Annotated in this window: 14 protein-coding genes, 1 tRNA gene, 1 other RNA gene and 1 CRISPR repeat array; of the genes, 6 read left to right on the top strand and 10 right to left on the bottom strand. The window is 51.0% G+C overall.

Translation table 11 applies throughout. The annotated features are described in order from the left end of the window. Positions 1-76: 76 nt before the first annotated feature. The 5 genes from AACQ84_RS09130 to AACQ84_RS09110 all read right to left on the bottom strand — a co-directional run bounded on the left by AACQ84_RS09130 (position 77) and on the right by AACQ84_RS09110 (position 5,399). Positions 77-640, bottom strand: a complete 564-nt coding sequence (locus tag AACQ84_RS09130) for a Uma2 family endonuclease (protein ID WP_012307403.1) — start codon at positions 638-640, stop codon at positions 77-79. 55 nt (positions 641-695) lie between these two features. Beyond that, positions 696-1,553: a methyltransferase domain-containing protein gene (locus AACQ84_RS09125; RefSeq protein WP_012307402.1), complete on the bottom strand. Its 858-nt coding sequence runs from the start codon at positions 1,551-1,553 to the stop codon at positions 696-698. An 11-nt stretch (positions 1,554-1,564) separates the two neighbouring features. Further along, positions 1,565-2,296: a DUF2232 domain-containing protein gene (locus tag AACQ84_RS09120; RefSeq protein ID WP_012307401.1), complete on the bottom strand. Its 732-nt coding sequence runs from the start codon at positions 2,294-2,296 to the stop codon at positions 1,565-1,567. 51 nt (positions 2,297-2,347) lie between these two features. Continuing rightward, the gene (locus AACQ84_RS09115; RefSeq protein WP_012307400.1) at positions 2,348-3,058 is read right to left on the bottom strand and encodes a Crp/Fnr family transcriptional regulator; all 711 of its coding nucleotides are present in this window, start codon (positions 3,056-3,058) and stop codon (positions 2,348-2,350) included. A 130-nt stretch (positions 3,059-3,188) separates the two neighbouring features. Continuing rightward, complete coding sequence (locus AACQ84_RS09110; RefSeq protein WP_012307399.1) at positions 3,189-5,399, bottom strand: PP2C family protein-serine/threonine phosphatase; 2,211 nt, start codon at positions 5,397-5,399, stop codon at positions 3,189-3,191. 82 nt (positions 5,400-5,481) lie between these two features. Here AACQ84_RS09110 and AACQ84_RS09105 point away from each other — a divergent pair, with 82 nt between their 5' ends. From AACQ84_RS09105 to sfsA, 3 genes are all read left to right on the top strand, one after another. Then, complete coding sequence (locus AACQ84_RS09105; RefSeq protein WP_012307398.1) at positions 5,482-6,120, top strand: class I SAM-dependent methyltransferase; 639 nt, start codon at positions 5,482-5,484, stop codon at positions 6,118-6,120. Between the two features lie 178 nt (positions 6,121-6,298). After that, the gene (locus AACQ84_RS09100; RefSeq protein WP_012307397.1) at positions 6,299-6,877 is read left to right on the top strand and encodes a late competence development ComFB family protein; all 579 of its coding nucleotides are present in this window, start codon (positions 6,299-6,301) and stop codon (positions 6,875-6,877) included. Between the two features lie 29 nt (positions 6,878-6,906). Continuing rightward, positions 6,907-7,665 (top strand): DNA/RNA nuclease SfsA, encoded by a 759-nt coding sequence (gene sfsA / locus AACQ84_RS09095; protein WP_012307396.1) that lies wholly within the window; start codon positions 6,907-6,909, stop codon positions 7,663-7,665. 15 nt (positions 7,666-7,680) lie between these two features. Here sfsA and AACQ84_RS09090 read toward each other — a convergent pair whose 3' ends face one another. Together AACQ84_RS09090 and AACQ84_RS09085 are read right to left on the bottom strand one after the other, a co-directional pair. Beyond that, positions 7,681-9,387, bottom strand: coding sequence for an NAD+ synthase (locus AACQ84_RS09090; RefSeq protein WP_012307395.1), 1,707 nt, complete (start codon positions 9,385-9,387; stop codon positions 7,681-7,683). 22 nt (positions 9,388-9,409) lie between these two features. Further along, complete coding sequence (locus tag AACQ84_RS09085) at positions 9,410-10,366, bottom strand: class I SAM-dependent methyltransferase (RefSeq protein ID WP_012307394.1); 957 nt, start codon at positions 10,364-10,366, stop codon at positions 9,410-9,412. A gap of 190 nt (positions 10,367-10,556) precedes the next feature. Here AACQ84_RS09085 and proB point away from each other — a divergent pair, with 190 nt between their 5' ends. Continuing rightward, positions 10,557-11,681, top strand: a complete 1,125-nt coding sequence (gene proB, locus AACQ84_RS09080; protein ID WP_012307393.1) for a glutamate 5-kinase — start codon at positions 10,557-10,559, stop codon at positions 11,679-11,681. Positions 11,682-11,739: 58 nt separating this feature from the next. Then, entirely contained in the window at positions 11,740-12,330 is a 591-nt protein-coding gene (locus AACQ84_RS09075; protein ID WP_012307392.1) for a PAP/fibrillin family protein, read from the top strand. A 27-nt stretch (positions 12,331-12,357) separates the two neighbouring features. Here AACQ84_RS09075 and ffs read toward each other — a convergent pair. Together ffs and AACQ84_RS09065 are read right to left on the bottom strand one after the other, a co-directional pair. Continuing rightward, positions 12,358-12,454: signal recognition particle sRNA small type (gene ffs / locus AACQ84_RS09070), an RNA gene on the bottom strand. Positions 12,455-12,491: 37 nt separating this feature from the next. After that, the gene (locus AACQ84_RS09065; protein ID WP_012307391.1) at positions 12,492-12,959 is read right to left on the bottom strand and encodes a YidH family protein; all 468 of its coding nucleotides are present in this window, start codon (positions 12,957-12,959) and stop codon (positions 12,492-12,494) included. Between the two features lie 115 nt (positions 12,960-13,074). On the opposite strand from AACQ84_RS09065, the gene AACQ84_RS09060 reads away from it, so the two are divergent. Further along, positions 13,075-13,148, top strand: a tRNA-Met gene (locus tag AACQ84_RS09060). A 169-nt stretch (positions 13,149-13,317) separates the two neighbouring features. Beyond that, positions 13,318-14,293: direct repeats of the CRISPR family, unit length 36 nt; unit sequence GTGCTCAACGCCTTACGGCATCAATGGTTTGGACAC. Between the two features lie 255 nt (positions 14,294-14,548). On the opposite strand, the gene cas2 is transcribed toward AACQ84_RS09060, so the two are convergent. Continuing rightward, positions 14,549-14,842, bottom strand: a complete 294-nt coding sequence (gene cas2, locus AACQ84_RS09055; RefSeq protein WP_012307390.1) for a CRISPR-associated endonuclease Cas2 — start codon at positions 14,840-14,842, stop codon at positions 14,549-14,551. Positions 14,843-14,844: the final 2 nt, after the last annotated feature.

Here is a 14,844-nt window from a genome sequence, read left to right as displayed (position 1 = left end):
TGCTTTGAAAAGACTACTTTTTAGCTGATCACCTGAACCAAGCAATCAGCCTTGATTTTTTAACAAATTACCGGATTTATTCCAAAAGCCACCTAAAAATATCTTCGACCGTTAACTGGATTGCCTGGGCAAAAGATGGCATAGCAATTTGCTGAGTTGGCCCATCAAAAACCAATGTTTGCTGTTTGGGTTGATATACAAAAATTGTTCTTTCGGCAGGATCAATTAACCACCCCATTTCAGTGCCATGATCGAGACAGTGCAAGATATTTTTCGTGACTTTCGTTTGACTTTGATCCGGCGATAGAATTTCAATTGTCCAATCAGGAGCAAGCTGGAAAGCATTAGCAATCTCACCATTTTCATCCCGTACAATTCTTGCCCAAGTAAACACAGAAATATCAGGGACTGTAGAGCGATCGCCAAAGGTACAGCGCAGTTCAGAAAAGGCTCTTGCTATTTTTGAAGATCTCAACTTCAAGTTAATTGTTGAGGCCAACTCTGTTTGAATGGAACTATGCTTTCCTTGGGGCATTGGTTTTTGGATGATTTGGCCATTGATATACTCCCCCGCTGGTTTTGTTTCGGGTAATGAGAGGAATTCTGGGAGCGTTAATTGTTTTAAGGGAGTTTGAACCATCTCAAGATCTCCTGAAGAATATAGACCAAACGCGGTAAATTGAGCCCATGGGAATTTATGCTTTTGGTTTCGTGGCCTGGAGTAGACCATAGCGAATTAAACCCCGCCGAAAACCGCTTTTCATCAAGTCTAAGGCCAATGCCCCTTGCAGAGTTTGCCAGCCTGCTTTGAGAATGCCAAAAACTGCTTCTGGGGTGAGGGCAGAATCGATCACTTGATCCCAGAAGGGAGCCACGGCGGTAGACCAATCTGCTGTCTCAATATTTTCTAAACCACATTCGGTGGCGATCGCCTGATAATCTGGCAACGAAATCACATAGGGCAAGCAGTAAATCCGATACAGATCTTCAAGGTGCTTTTGCTCGGCAGGGGTGAGGGTGCCCGCTACCGAATCCGTTGGTCGATGACACCAAGTCGCCATTAATAACTTGCCACCCGGCTTGAGTACTCTTGTGCATTCCTGGAGAAACTGCCGCTTGTTGGGCATATGTTCACCACTTTCGAGGGTCCAGACGAGGTCAAATTCCCCATCTCGAAAGGGCATATTCAACGCATCGGCCACTTTAAACTCAACCTGATCCTGTAAATTCTGTTCCGTTGCCCTGGCGATCGCCCGATTGGCCTGTACCGGAGAGAGGGTAATCCCAACGCCCTGCGCATTAAACTTATCAGCCAAATAGAGGGTACTGCCGCCAATACCACAGCCCACATCGACAAAATTTCCAACTTGTTCGACTTTGCCCCAGGCCAGAAATTCTTCAATTAATTCAATTTGTGCCTGCCGACGATTGAGTCGTTCTGTGCCCCCTAGTCCATAGAAACCGTGGTGCATGTGTTCACCCCAGATCGATTCCCAGAGGGGACTAGACGCATCATAAAATTCGCGGATTTGCTGATACAGTTGCGCTCCCATAAACCTTAAGCCTATTCTTCATACTCAATTAACACCTGAACCCAGTGGGGCGGACGCGGAATCGAATTTCCTAAACGATCCAACATCAACAATGCCACCAGATGCACCACGAATAGGTATAACACACTATTAATAGTCAGCATGACCAGGGCCAAAAGCTGAATCACCAGTAAACTCGGTTGGGTCAACAGGCCCAGCTTGAGAAAGAGCCAATCCGCCATCTCCGAAATTTGCGAGATTACATAAACCCACAGGTCTTCGCCGAGCAGTAATGACAATAGCCACACCCGAAAGAAAAAGCCGAGGGTGCCCAAAATTGTCCCCAGGGTGACCGACCAATACCAAGACACCTGGCGTCGCCACATCCACCCCAACTGCACACCAATCAGGCCATAGGGAATGGTGTAAATAATGCTACGGGTCGGCCCCATCAAAATCGACAATAGCAAGCTAGAGACGAGGGTTGACATCCACGCCGCCCGGGAACCCCAACGCAAATAGACCAAGGCAATGGGCAACGGAAAAAATAGCCGTAGTAGTGGCCCAATGGGAAAGTAATAGTTAATCAGCCAAATTAAGCTGGCGGTGCTGGCTAAAAAAGCAGTTTCGACCACCACCAAGGTTTTACGATGTCTTGTCGCTGAGGTGGGGGCGGGTGGAGCAATAATATCTGGGTTATTGACCTGGGTCAGGGAGGAGCTTGGGGGTTGGGATGCTTGGGAATCTAAATCTACCCAATTCATATCTTCTGGAGAATTCTTTGGATCAGAAAAATGCTCAGTCACAGCGATCGCCTAATGGATGATGTCGTCGAGGGCACGCAGATTTGGGATAAACACAGCATCCGGGGTGCGCCTAATTAAACCTTTCTTTTCTAACTTAGTCAAAACCCGCGTGACTGTCTCCCGCGCCAGACCACTTAAACTACTCAGTTCTCGATGGGGCAGACTCGGAATGCGGATCTCCCCTTGGTCTGTGGCTTGTCCTTGACTTTCAGCTAAAAAGACCAAGATATCAGCGACTCGCGCCAGACTATTGGTTTCGCGCACCTGGAGGCGACGGTTCACTTGGCGGAGGCGTTTGGCCATCAGTTGGGCGAGACGGACTCCCACCAGAGGCTCTGTGTTTACCAATTCAACGAAGTCGGCGGCGGGGATACTACTAATGGTGGTGGCGGTCAGGGTGATCACATCGGTGGAACGGGTGGCTTCTTCGAGGGCGGCCATTTCGCCAAATAATTCCCCAGCGCCGAGGATATTCAGGGTAATTTCTTTGCCATCGAGGTTGTAGGTGCGAATTTTCACCCAGCCCGTCTGGATAAAGTAAACAGAACCGCCCCAGTCTTTTTCTAAAAGGATAATTTGGTTGGCTGGGAAGGGCCGCGTCACCAGATGGGAGATCGCCTTTTGTAGACTTGCCTCCGGTAGCCCCTGGAAAAAAGGCAACGCCTTGAGGAAGGTGCGGGCTGTGTCATCACTCACCGGATTCGTGGGGGATTCGGCCATAATTCTTGGGGCAAAGGGCAGGAGATACTAACTGCTGATAGCGATAGATCTGTCGAATGGCAGGGCCACACTGAGCTTAAATCTCCCTCCATTATGCAATGCCTCCGGAAAATCGATAGCCCCAACATTTTTATTCCAGAGCAGATGGCACACAAGGATTCGCGGCAGGCACCGTAAAATCAGGGGTTAATTGTCCCTCTAGGTCAGCAAGGGCCACCCAAGCATTATTGCCCTCGGTCAAAAGTTTGCGACTTGGAGGCGCGCTTTGATCGCCTTTTTGACAAAGTTTAAGCATCACTTGATTTTCCCCGTTGATTTGTTCGACCCGAAGAATACTGCCCCCCAAAATTAATAACGGATCGGCGGTGGTGGTGGCGATCGCCTCTGGTGTGGCGTAGGCTGTGAGAGAACGATTTTCCTGGAGCTGAAAAATTTGGTTTTTGCTCAGGGGTAAAGTCGTCTCCTCTGGTTCCCCTGCGGGCACCGTTACTGTTGGTGGATCTTCGGTGACATCCGTAATGGGGACAGGATTAATCGTTGGTGGTGTTGTGGAGGGAGAACTGCCTAGGGGTTCCCGCTGCCAACGTTGCCACAGCAAACTACCAACCCCCAACAAACACAGACACCCAACCAAAATCAGCAATAGACGACTGGGGGAATTTGCCGTTTTACGTCCCCGGAGCCGAGACATTTGGGTTGCCACGGGGGGCGGCGCCTTGGGTTGGATAAAGGTCGGTTGTAGTTGGGTGAGTTTCGGGTAAGGAATCGGCGTTTCGGGAACTTCTCCCTGCACCTTGACCTGGAGCAGGGCAATGGTGCTGTTGTCGTGGCCATTCTTGGTATTGGCAATTTCAATCAGGCGATCGCCCACTTGGGCCAGATCTTTTTGGCCTTGGATTAGGGGCGCGATTTCCGCTGCCCAATGGGCTTCTACTTGGCCATCATCACTGAGGCCGTCAGAACAAAGGAGGTAAATCGCGTCTTGATCCAGCACCAGGGACGTTACGGTGGGGTGGAGGGAATGGGACGGATTCATCCCCAAAGCTTGCACCAAAGCCCCAGATCCAGGGTAGGCCAGGGCGTCTTTGTAGAGGGCATAGCCAAGGCGGACTTCCCGGGAACCGAGGTCATCGTCATAGGTCAGTTGGTGGCAACTGGTGGTGGTGATGCGATAAATGCGGGAATCCCCCACGTGGGTCAAGTAAAGTTCGGGGGCATGAACCCAGGCCATGACAACGGTGGTGCCCATGCGGTTCCGGTCTTGGCGATTTTCTTGGTCGTTGCGATCGCAAATTACATCGTTGGCCTGGAGCACGGCGGCGGCTAATTTTTCTTGGATCTGGGCGGCCTGCTCCGGTGGGTGATCCGTGAAATTTTCCAGTTGGGTTTGCAGTTGCTCAATGGCGATCGCCGAGGCCACTTCCCCCTGTTCATGGCCGCCAATGCCATCACAGACAATCGCTAGGGGCGCATCGGGATAAACTTTGCCGGGGGGCGGAAAACAGGCATCCTCATTGTGGTCACGGCTGGGGCCAGCGTCAGTTTTGGTATAGAGGCGGTAATGATATTCCAGGGGCGATCGCCCCAATTCCAAAACCCCCTGGCGCAAAATCCCATAGAGCTGCTGCGGATCTTGGATCTGGCCTTGGCTTAACCCCTGCTGGAGGCGATGACAAAAAGGTTGAATCACAGGGGCCACGGTTTCGAGTAACTCGGCCCACAAATTCCCCAGGCGCACCAAATTTAAGGGCTGTTTGGGTTCAAAGCGCAGTTTTTGCACCTGAATAAGGCCCCCGTGGACAGCCCAGTCCCCCAGATAGTAAACACTCGGAACCACTCCATGTTCCACAAAATCTGGTAACAGCGCCGCAATCTGCATCAGCCAGTTGAGTTGTTGCAGCGGGGTTGCGGTCTGCCAAGCCTCCGTGAGGGGCATAAATAAATTTGGCCAGCGGGGATAGCCGGTTTCGTCGAGGGCCACCGATGGATATTCCAGTAACCACCCTTCCTGGGGCGTCAACAGGCCAAATACCTTGGGAATGTGGAGCAGATGGGTCGAGAGCCGTAGATAACTTTCGATGGCCGGGGGGAGCGTTTCAGTCAGTACCGGGGGCAATGCGGGCTTTGTGTCTAAGAGAATATCTGGGGTTTCTGTCACCCAATAGCGATCGCCTTCTCCGACGAGAGTTTGGGGCGTCAGGGTCAACTGAGGGGCCCCCACAACCCGCAGATAGCGCTTGACCACCGGCGCTTGGCAGAGGGGACAATGGGATTGGGCCAACGAAGCTACCCCTGGGCAGTCGTTTTTCCCGCAAGAAATCGTTACCTTAGAAATATCCATACATCTGTGCCTGAGGGGCAGATTGACTGGGGGTTTCCCCGCATGATCACTAATTTAACGTATTCTTTGCGCTGCATTTTCTATGATTCTTTCCCCTAGCCAACGGCAGAAGCTCGATTCTAGCGATGATCAGCTTTTCTACGATTACCCCCGGTTTGTGACCCACGTAGATGATGGCTTTATTGACCAGTTAACCCAACTCTATGGCACGTTGTTGCAGCCCAATGATCGAGTTCTAGATTTGATGAGCAGTTGGGTCTCCCATTTGCCAGATCTCGCGTTTCGGGAGGTGGTCGGCCACGGAATGAACGCGGCAGAACTGGCGAAAAACCGTCGTCTGGATCGCTATTTTGTTCAAAACCTCAATGTCGATCCCAAATTACCCTTGGCCGATCAAAGCTTTGAGGCGGTTTTGGTGGCGGTCTCGGTGCAATATCTCCAATATCCAGAGGCGGTGTTTGCAGAAATTCAACGGGTGCTGACCCCAGGGGGAATTTGTATTGTTAGTTTTTCAAATCGGATGTTTTACCAAAAGGCGATCGCCGCTTGGCGCGATAGTACCGACGCAGAGCACCTCCAGCTTGTGCAGCGTTACTTCCAGCAGACCCCAGGCTTTGACAAGCCCACTGTGGTGAAACAACGTAGCGATCAGCCTCTCCTGTTACAGATGTTGGGCTTGGGCCACCGGGATCCGTTTTATGCGGTGTATGCTCGAAAATAATCCCCCGGAGCCAGTGTAGAAGAACCGCAACAATTGTTAACTTAATCTGGGTCTTCGGGGAAGGCAAACTATAGTATTAAGTGGGTACCTTAAAGAAAAAGTGTTTTTCGCCCTTGTTTTCGCCAAAACCTGCAGTCTTTGCTAAAAAATTCCCCGTTGCTCTACAGGGGCTATTGTTATGAATCAGCCATTTGTGCCCTCACCAGGAAAGGGTAATCGCCGTGCTTACCAAAATATTATGGAAAACCTGGTGCACAAGGAAATCCATCGGCAACTCAAGCGCCTCCCACAGAAATTAGCTGAATATATTGATGTGGTGGAGGTGGCCACCTATGCTTTGAACCGGGTGCCTCCCCTCTATGCCTCCAGCGAACGGGGTAAAGAGCGCCAAGAAGAAAAAGGCGTTCTGGATCTCAAGCAACAAATTAATATTGCGGTGCGCCAGGCGATCGCCGCTGTCCAACGGGATCCTTTGCGTTCTTCAACGCCCCTAGTGCCAGCCCAATATGCCCAATACGAAATCGCCGAAACCTGCCTACGGGATCTCGAAAAACTCCTACGGGATTCCTACCTCATCGAATCAGATGCCCCAGATATGGATTGGGATACCCTGAAAATCATTGTGGCCAAAGCCCTCAAAAAAGCAGCCACCCAGGGGATTGTGCATCGCCGCATTGAAGATGTGATCACAGAATGGGAATATCAAACCTACGTTCCCCCTGTCTTTGATTGGCAAGATCCCCATTACAAGTTTTAGGGGTGATCGCCAGCTTAATTTTTCCACCGATGACCGCGACCACACAGCCTTTTGTTTATCGTTATCCTGGATTGATCCCTGGCATCCTGCGGAAACGCTACAAACGTTTTCTAGCAGACATTGAATTGGCCTCCGGAGAAATCGTTACGGCCCATTGTCCCAATACGGGGCCGATGACGGGGATTTGTGAGTTGGGAGCGCCGGTGATGCTCTCAAAAAGTGATAATCCCAAGCGCAAACTAGCCTATACCTGGGAGATGATCCAGTTACCCACCCCAGAACCGACCTGGATCGGCGTCAATACAGCGTTACCTAACCGGGTGATCAAAGCGATGCTTTTGGCGAAGCAAATCCCTGAATTAGCCGACCATTACGACACGGTGCGACCGGAGGTGCGCTATGGCACAGAGAACAAAAGTCGCATTGATTTTCTGCTGACAGGGGAAGGGCGATCGCCTCTTTATGTGGAAGTTAAAAATACCACCTGGACAAAGGGAAAACTGGCGCTTTTCCCGGATACTGAAACCACCAGGGGCCAAAAGCACCTCCAAGAACTTATCGACATTGTGCCCGCAGCAAAAGCGGTGATGCTCTATTTCATCAATCGAGGCGATTGCACCCGATTTGCCCCTGGGGATAGCAAAGACCCGAAATATGGAGAGCTATTCCGTCAGGCGATCGCCGCCGGCATCCAAATTCTTCCCTGTCGCTTTGCGGTTAGTCCAGAGGGCATTTGTTACCTCGGTTTGGCTCCCTGGGAATCAACTGAAATCTCTGGGGTTGGTTAATGTTTGGGATCTGCTTCACCAGCGGCAGGCAATGGGCATCCGCCACCCCGTACCAAAGGCTCGATCGGTAATTTTTAAACCAGGGGCAGCTTGACGGCGCTTAAATTCGGCGCGATGGAGGAGCTTTAAAACCTGGGCCACAGTATCGTGGTCATAGCCAGCGGCGTGGAGTTCTGGGGCCGATTGATTGCGGTGGATGACCCGTTTGAGGATCTCATCCAACACCGGATAGGGGGGCAAGGAGTCTTGATCCAATTGGTCGGGACGCAGTTCCGCACTAGGGGGTTTGGTAATAATTGCCGGGGGAATGAGTTCTCGGTCACGGTTTAACCATTGACAAAGGCTAAACACCCGCATTTTCGGGACATCAGCAATCACCGCCAGGCCGCCATTCATATCGCCATAGAGGGTGCAATAACCCACCGCCATTTCGGACTTGTTGCCCGTTGACACCAGCAGATAACCAAATTTATTGGCGATCGCCATCAGCAGATTTCCCCGGATGCGGGACTGGAGATTTTCTTCGGCTACTCCAAATTCTGTGCCCGCAAATAAATCACCCAGCATCGTCTCAAAGGCTTGCATCGCTGGCTCAATGGGAATAATTTCGTGGCGAATCTGGAGATTTTCCACCAGGGCGATCGCATCGCTGAGGGAATGTTCGGAACTGTAGGGGGAAGGCATGAGCACCCCCAACACATTTTCAGCCCCCACCGCTGCAACGGCGATCGCCGCCACCAAGGCCGAGTCGATGCCACCACTCAAACCCAGGACAATTTTCGAAAAGCCGCATTTACGGGCATAGTCCCGGAGACCCAACACCAGGGCCGCAAAAATTTCCGCCTCATCGGCATCATATTCGGGACTAATGGTTTGCTGAAAAGCAGCAGGTAAACCCTGGGGCAGTGATAGGGTTTGTTGGTCGGGGCTAAATTCCACCGCCAACAGGGACTCTTGAAAACTTGGCGATCGCCCAACCAGTTGTCCCTCTCGGTCAAAGGCCACACTCCCGCCGTCAAAAATCAAATCGTCATTCCCCCCCACTTGGTTCGCGTAGAGAATGGGCGTCCGGTAACGTTGAGCGCCATGGTGGAGCATCCCTTCCCGCAGGCGCTGTTTTCCGACGGTGTAGGGAGAAGCCGACAAGTTCACGATTAAATCGACCCCGGCCTCGGCCAATTGTTCGAGGGGATTAATTTCGTACTGGCGCTTGCCCCAAAAGGCTTGGTCATTCCAGAGATCTTCGCAGATGGTAACGCCAATTTTTAAAGGGGCGACCGTCGGGCTAGGATGGAGGAAAAACCAGTTGGACTGCTTGCCGGGTTCAAAATAGCGGTCTTCGTCGAACACATCGTAGGTGGGCAACAGTTGCTTATGGAAAATGTGCTGGACTTTCCCCTGGTCAATGAGGGCGATGCTGTTGTGGAGGGCTTTTTCTCCCTTGGCGATCGCCTCTGGGTTGGGAGTCGCCAAACCGACTAAAACGGCGAGGGTCGGCGGAATTTTTGCCGCCACGGTCGTGAGCTGGGCCTGCATCCGGTCAATAAAATCCGCATGGAGCAAGAGATCCCGGGGGCGGGATACCCACAGAGGGGACAGTTCCGGCGTGAGCAATAAGCGGACATTGGCGATCGCCGCTTCTTCTGCTGCGACCAGGATCCGCTCGGCATTACCAGTCAAGTCCCCGATGGTGGGGTTCAGTTGGGCGATCGCAATTTTCATTCGGCAAACATTTGGCAAACAATTAAAAGGGCTTGTGGGCAATGATCGTGCGGTGGCGCGGATCACTGGCGACGGTGGTGCGGTAATCAAAACCGACTTCCTTTAGTGTCGATTCTACATCAAAAGTATAATATTCGTCACTCCAAGGTTCTGTACTCTTCATCAACACAAACAAGGCTGGCGGTAAACCCTGAATCACCGGAGATTTCGGATTGTTATCGACGATCGCCAAACAACCTCCGGGCCGCAAAATGCGTCGGCATTCCTGGAAAATTTCGCGGGTGGCCTGGTTGGGCAGTTCATGGAGGACAAATTGCAAGGTAATTAAATCGAATCGATCATCGGTAAACTCCGTCGTTTCCGCCTTGCCATGGCACCATTGCACCGCCTGATTTTTATCTTGAACCTTAGCCACCGCGAGCATATGGGGCGAAAGATCTAGGCCCGTTACCTCAACTGCTGGATTTTTGGCCTGGAGTCGTTCTAGAAGCGCAAAGGTCGAAATCCCCACGGAGCAACCGATATCCAAGACTTCGTTTACGTTCTGGGGCAAATATTGTTCAAGGACATCTAAAAAACTATTGCGGAGTCGGGCCTGAGCCACTTCTGGGGTGAGGGGTTCCGTTTTCCAAACCCGTAGGGCCATCGCTGCCGTCGCCGGGGCCGCCTCAAAGGCTGCTTGCCAACATAAATTCCCTTCGTTATAGGCATGGAAGGGGACTCGGTAATAGTCGGGGTAGTCCAGGTGGGGATTGGCGATGTCTTGGAAATATTGTTTGGCGGGGGATTGCTCCAATTCCTTCACAGTCTGCCGCCAGGGAACACCATTTTTTTCGGCGGTTTTGATCAGAACGCGCCGGGCCTGTTGTTTCATCAGAGCGTAGAGGGGCTTTGTTTGGATCAGACGGTTGACGAGGCGGGATAACCAGTCTTCCCCAGCCCAATCGGGTTTTTCTTTGGTGATCGCAGTGTGGGTCATGGATAACGTTGGGGGCTTTTGTCAGCGGATGTAAAACACAGAAACTGGGTCTATTTTACCGCCATTGCTGAAATCCCTTGTTTTCCCTAACGGGAGACGGAAAGGATGCTGTGGACGTGGGGTAAGATTTTCGGCTCAAGGGAATTTTTGCTGAAATAATAGAAAAATTCACCTAGCCTCACAGTCTTCTATGCCCCAAACCATCGTCGTTAAAATTGGCACCTCTAGCCTCACAGATCCCAAGACAGGCATGTTGGCTTTGGCAACTATCGGTACCCTCGTGGAAACCTTGACCCGCCTCAAACAAAAGGGCCACCGGGTGATCCTCGTCTCCTCTGGGGCCGTGGGCGTGGGCTGTGGGGTGTTGAAACGTTCAGAACGCCCGAAAAAAATTGCCGAAAAACAGGCGATCGCCGCCGTGGGTCAGGGGCGCTTAATCCGGCTTTATGATGATCTATTTACCAGTCTGCAACAGGCGATCGCCCAGGTATTACTCACCCGTCGAGACCTCGTGGATCGCACTTCCTACCTGACCGTCCAGGAAGCCCTCAACGCGATGTTGGATCTCAGCGTGATCCCGATTGTGAACGAAAACGATACCGTTGCCGTCGATGAACTGAAATTCGGCGATAACGATACCCTCTCTGCCCTGGTCGCCAGCTTGGTGAATGCCGACTGGTTGGTGCTACTCACCGATGTGGATCGCCTCTATTCCGCTGACCCCAGACAAAATCCTGACGCCCGCCCTATTCCCCTGGTCAGTTCCAGCGAACTGTTTAACCTCCAAGTCGATGCTGGATCTAGCGGCTCCCAATGGGGGACAGGGGGCATGCAAACAAAGCTCACTGCTGCTCGCATTGCCACCAGCGCTGGCGTACGCACGGTGATTACCCAGGGCAAAACCCCCCAGAATCTCCTGAAAATTGTTGCTGGGGAAGATATCGGCACCCATTTTGAAGCCCAACCCCAGGCCGATAATGCCCGTAAACGTTGGATTGCCTATGGCCTTGTACCCCAGGGAATTCTCACCCTTGACGATGGCGCAACCCAGGCTCTCCTGAAAAATGGTCGTTCTCTCCTTGCGGCAGGTATTGTTGCCGTGGAAGGAGAATTTACCATTAACGACCCCGTAGAACTGAGAACCCAAACAGGTCAGGCGATCGCCAGAGGGTTAGTAAACTACAACCACCAAGATATTGAAAAAATTCAAGGGCAACATTCGACCCAAATTCGCCAAATTCTCGGCTACGGCAGCGCCGACACCGTGATTCACCGAGATAACTTGGCCCTGCTGATCGCCGCTGAAGGGATATGAGAAAATAATCTATGGCCTAAATTTCCTTAGACCTGCGCTGACCACTGCTCACCTTTCCATGAATCTAAAAACGAACCTCCTTGAAACCATTGCCGGAAAAAATCGTGGTCTGATCGCCACTGAAGTAGACCGCGCCAATATCCTCGCCATCGTCGATCGCCTCGAAGACCAAAACCCGACCCCCAAGCCCCTAGAAGCGACAACCTTACTCGAAGGGGATTGGCGACTGATTTATACCACCAGCAAAGGCATCTTGGGGATCAATCGCTTTCCCCTTTTGCAGCTAGGGCAGGTTTACCAATGTGTGCGGCCACTCCAGCAAAAAATCTACAACATCGCCGAACTAGAGGGGATTCCTTTCCTTGAAGGCTTAGTGCTTGTGGAAGCCTCTTTCACTCCCGTCTCTGATCAGCGGGTGAATGTTTTCTTCAATCGCTACGTGATTGGCTCCCAGCGCCTAATGAACTACCGTTTTCCGAAAGGACTCGTCGAGCAAATGTTAGCCGGGAAAAAATTCTTTCCTGTTGATGTGGGAATTAACAGCAAAAATAATAATGGCTGGCTTGATATTACTTATCTCGACGAAGATCTGCGCATTGGCCGGGGGAATGAGGGTAGCGTGTTTGTCCTAAGCCGTGAAAAGTACTAACTGACTGCTGCAATCCCCAAAAAACTAAAAGACCCGGAGCCTACGCCTACCACGAGCATCCCGTATTGCTGCTACCTTCCGGTCCTGACAAGGTTTGGGCGTCGAGATCGCATAGATCCGAGTCGCTTAAAAATATAACACAGAAGTCTTCCCCTTGGGAATTAGTACCTAGTGTGACGCTTAAACACATTTGAAGCTCTAGGAAAGGCCTGGGAGCGAGAAAAATCCTCCCGAGTCGGATCGGGTTTACTGCCAATCATCAAAATCAAACTCAGCCCCCCTAAAACCATTGCCACCAGAGCCGTTGTGGTAATCATCCAGCGATTGGGTTGATAATTTCCCTGCTCAATTTGGCGAAAATGTTGGTGGTAGTTCCACAGAGCCAAAGCAATGATCACAATGCCGGCGATCGCAAAGGCTCGACCCAGTGTTTCGGAAGAGGCCAGGTTCGGCAAGGGCAAATTACTTTGGGAGACTAGGGTTTCTTCAATTTGACGCACAAAAAAACCAAAACGGGCGATCGCAAAGCCGAAGCCAATTAGGGCGATTGAGGTGCGCAACCAGGCCAGAAAGGTACGTTCGTTGGCTTGGTGTTCCCGCTGTCGGTCAATTTTGGGCAATTTAGACATGGTTAATGTGGGCAGCGGCTAGTCTTGTTTTGTACTCAAGTTTGGACATTTACAATGACCCTAAACCAAGCCCTTGACACAAGCAGTTGCTATAGTTATAATCGTTTACGGTTTTGGCTCGGTAGCTCAGTTGGTTAGAGCAGGGGACTCATAAGCCCAAGGTCGGCAGTTCAAATCTGCCTCGAGCCATATTTACAGTGTAGGTCAAATTTCCATTGCGCTATCGGTAGCGTAAGGAAAATTTGCTTACTTTTTCATGGTGGCCTGGGATGCCTGTCCCCTCGTAAGGCTTAGGCCAAATATAGGCCAGAAAAGCCATGAATATTGAAACGATAAACCGGGATTTAGACGCCCTAAAGTGCTCAACGCCTTATGGCATCAATGGTCTGGACACATTAAGTTTTTCTGGATCTACGCCAACACAGCCGCCGTGCTCAACGCCTTACGGCATCAATGGTTTGGACACTGGGCATAATTCCGTAGCCATTTATCTCTCAATCGTCGTGCTCAACGCCTTACGGCATCAATGGTTTGGACACCTGAAGAACCTGTATTGCTAACGCCCTCTCGAAAGTGTGCTCAACGCCTTACGGCATCAATGGTTTGGACACACCTTAAAAAACGAAACGGATTACAGCACCCTGGTCGCGTGCTCAACGCCTTACGGCATCAATGGTTTGGACACACACTCAAATACTAAGCCAATGTTCGAGGATTTACTGTGCTCAACGCCTTACGGCATCAATGGTTTGGACACTTTGCCGTCACTGCCACAGCTGCTCCAAGTGCCGCCGTGCTCAACGCCTTACGGCATCAATGGTTTGGACACGTACTCCGCAAGGACATCCACCGGAAGTTCCTCTGGTGCTCAACGCCTTACGGCATCAATGGTTTGGACACTTCTGGGAATGGGTGAAAAATACCCCGCAGCTCCCCATGTGCTCAACGCCTTACGGCATCAATGGTTTGGACACTCCTGGCAAGAAGAAACCCACGAGCTTGCCCATTAGTGCTCAACGCCTTACGGCATCAATGGTTTGGACACTCAACTGTGAAGCGTGGTTCTCTTTCTCCATTCTCCGTGCTCAACGCCTTACGGCATCAATGGTTTGGACACATTTAATCAAAGAACAACAACAACATTCAACGCCTCAGTGCTCAACGCCTTACGGCATCAATGGTTTGGACACCCTATGAAAGATTATTCGCCCCAGGTTGATTACGTGTGCTCAACGCCTTACGGCATCAATGGTTTGGACACAACCTGCAAATCAGCGATGGGAACGGAGAGTTCGTCTGTGCTCAACGCCTTACGGCATCAATGGTTTGGACATAGCGCGTCCTAGAATTTAGTCTGAGCAAGACTTCTGGGTAACTTTTGCAAGGTTCCTAGTGAATCATAGCAAGCTGAGGCTCTTTGAAGAAAATTTAGCTTGATTGGATGTTCCTGAAACCTAGATAGGGTAGGCGTTTTCAGAAAAAACAGGGATCTAAGCCGCTGCTGATAAATTGCAAAAGCCCAGTAGCCAATTCTTTGAGCGATTTTAAAAAGGCGATCGCCCCAAACAGTCCCCATTGCTTGCAACATTTCAGAGTACCTTAAATGTCTGTTCATCAAAGAGCCAAGTATTCGGACGGTTATATTTGGGTAAATCCTGTACACATTGTTGTGACAAGCGAATAAGTAAAAGATCATCCTCCTTGGTGAGCACCTCCTCTAATTGCCAGCGTAACTTTTCTCGCGATCGCTGAGTCAACCAACAGCGGAAAATCGAATATTGGATGCGTTCCCCATAGCCTTCGAGGAGCTTATAAGCTTTACGCCAACGCTTTTGGGAGCGGATGTCATAACAAACTAAATACCAATGTTTGAGTTCTGCCATGA

It is taken from the genome of Picosynechococcus sp. PCC 7002 (assembly GCF_963860125.1).
Classification (GTDB): Bacteria; Cyanobacteriota; Cyanobacteriia; order Cyanobacteriales; family MRBY01; genus MRBY01.
Note: the sequence above shows the minus strand (reverse complement) of the source record. Positions and strands in the feature narration are given on the sequence as shown.

Coding starts and splice junctions, on each gene's coding strand:
- AACQ84_RS09105 (WP_012307398.1), top strand. CDS start 5,482: ATGATTCTTTCCCCTAGCCAACGGCAGAAGCTCGATTCTAGCGATGAT.
- AACQ84_RS09120 (WP_012307401.1), bottom strand. CDS start 2,296: ATGAATTGGGTAGATTTAGATTCCCAAGCATCCCAACCCCCAAGCTCC.
- AACQ84_RS09065 (WP_012307391.1), bottom strand. CDS start 12,959: ATGTCTAAATTGCCCAAAATTGACCGACAGCGGGAACACCAAGCCAAC.
- AACQ84_RS09085 (WP_012307394.1), bottom strand. CDS start 10,366: ATGACCCACACTGCGATCACCAAAGAAAAACCCGATTGGGCTGGGGAA.
- AACQ84_RS09090 (WP_012307395.1), bottom strand. CDS start 9,387: ATGAAAATTGCGATCGCCCAACTGAACCCCACCATCGGGGACTTGACT.
- AACQ84_RS09130 (WP_012307403.1), bottom strand. CDS start 640: ATGGTTCAAACTCCCTTAAAACAATTAACGCTCCCAGAATTCCTCTCA.
- proB (WP_012307393.1), top strand. CDS start 10,557: ATGCCCCAAACCATCGTCGTTAAAATTGGCACCTCTAGCCTCACAGAT.
- sfsA (WP_012307396.1), top strand. CDS start 6,907: ATGACCGCGACCACACAGCCTTTTGTTTATCGTTATCCTGGATTGATC.
- cas2 (WP_012307390.1), bottom strand. CDS start 14,842: ATGGCAGAACTCAAACATTGGTATTTAGTTTGTTATGACATCCGCTCC.
- AACQ84_RS09100 (WP_012307397.1), top strand. CDS start 6,299: ATGAATCAGCCATTTGTGCCCTCACCAGGAAAGGGTAATCGCCGTGCT.
- AACQ84_RS09075 (WP_012307392.1), top strand. CDS start 11,740: ATGAATCTAAAAACGAACCTCCTTGAAACCATTGCCGGAAAAAATCGT.
- AACQ84_RS09110 (WP_012307399.1), bottom strand. CDS start 5,399: ATGGATATTTCTAAGGTAACGATTTCTTGCGGGAAAAACGACTGCCCA.
- AACQ84_RS09125 (WP_012307402.1), bottom strand. CDS start 1,553: ATGGGAGCGCAACTGTATCAGCAAATCCGCGAATTTTATGATGCGTCT.
- AACQ84_RS09115 (WP_012307400.1), bottom strand. CDS start 3,058: ATGGCCGAATCCCCCACGAATCCGGTGAGTGATGACACAGCCCGCACC.